The sequence below is a fragment of the Arenimonas soli genome, assembly GCF_014643775.1.
GTDB classification, from domain to species: domain Bacteria; phylum Pseudomonadota; class Gammaproteobacteria; order Xanthomonadales; family Xanthomonadaceae; genus Arenimonas; species Arenimonas soli.
Genome location: NZ_BMKC01000010.1, coordinates 1 through 1,194, shown reverse-complemented (window position 1 = coordinate 1,194; position 1,194 = coordinate 1). Strand labels below are relative to the sequence as shown.

General features: G+C 65.7%; 1 protein-coding gene. It reads right to left on the bottom strand.

What is annotated here, in order from left to right:
• Window positions 1-2: 2 nt before the first annotated feature.
• Window positions 3-1,193 carry an elongation factor Tu gene (gene tuf / locus IEX13_RS14150; protein WP_188665858.1) on the bottom strand — a complete coding sequence of 397 codons (1,191 nt, stop codon included), beginning with the start codon at window positions 1,191-1,193 and terminating at the stop codon, window positions 3-5.
• Window position 1,194 lies beyond the last annotated feature (1 nt).

Genomic DNA, 1,194 nt, shown 5'->3' with positions numbered 1-1,194 from the left:
GCTTACTTGATGATCTTTGCAACCACGCCGGCGCCGACGGTGCGGCCGCCTTCGCGGATGGCGAAACGCAGGCCTTCGTCCATCGCGATCGGGGCGATCAGGGTGACCACCATCTTCACGTTGTCGCCCGGCATCACCATCTCCACGCCTTCCGGCAGCTGGCAGGCGCCGGTCACGTCGGTCGTGCGGAAGTAGAACTGCGGACGGTAGCCCTTGAAGAACGGGGTGTGGCGGCCGCCCTCGTCCTTCGACAGAACGTACACCTCGGCCTCGAACTCCGTGTGCGGGGCGATCGAGCCCGGCTTGCACAGCACCTGGCCGCGCTCCACGTCGTCACGCTTGGTGCCGCGCAGCAGCAGGCCGGCGTTGTCGCCCGCCTGGCCCTGGTCGAGCAGCTTGCGGAACATCTCGACGCCGGTGACCGTGGTCTTCTGGGTCGGGCGGATGCCGACGATTTCGATTTCGTCGCCCACCTTGATGATGCCGCGCTCGATGCGGCCCGTGACCACCGTGCCACGACCCGAAATCGAGAACACGTCCTCGACCGGCATCAGGAACGGCTTGTCCACGTCGCGCTGCGGCTCCGGGATGTAGGTGTCAAGCGCCTCGACCAGCTGGATGATCGCCGGAACGCCGATCTCCGACTGGTCGCCTTCCAGCGCCTTGAGCGCCGAACCCTTGATGATCGGGGTGTCGTCGCCCGGGAAGTTGTACTTGCTCAGCAGCTCGCGGATCTCCATCTCCACCAGCTCCAGAAGCTCGGCGTCGTCCACCATGTCCGCCTTGTTCATGAACACGACGATGTAGGGAACGCCCACCTGGCGGGCCAGCAGGATGTGCTCGCGGGTCTGCGGCATCGGGCCGTCGGCCGCCGAGCACACCAGGATCGCGCCGTCCATCTGCGCCGCACCCGTGATCATGTTCTTCACGTAGTCGGCATGGCCCGGGCAATCAACGTGCGCATAGTGACGGGTCGGGGACTCGTATTCCACGTGCGCGGTCGAGATCGTGATGCCACGCGCCTTCTCTTCCGGCGCCGCGTCGATCGCGTCGTAGGCCTTGAATTCGCCGCCGAAGCGCTCGGCGCCCACCTTCGTCAGCGCCGCCGTCAGCGTCGTCTTGCCGTGGTCAACGTGACCGATGGTGCCCACGTTCACGTGGGGCTTGGTGCGCTCAAACTTACCCTTGGACATT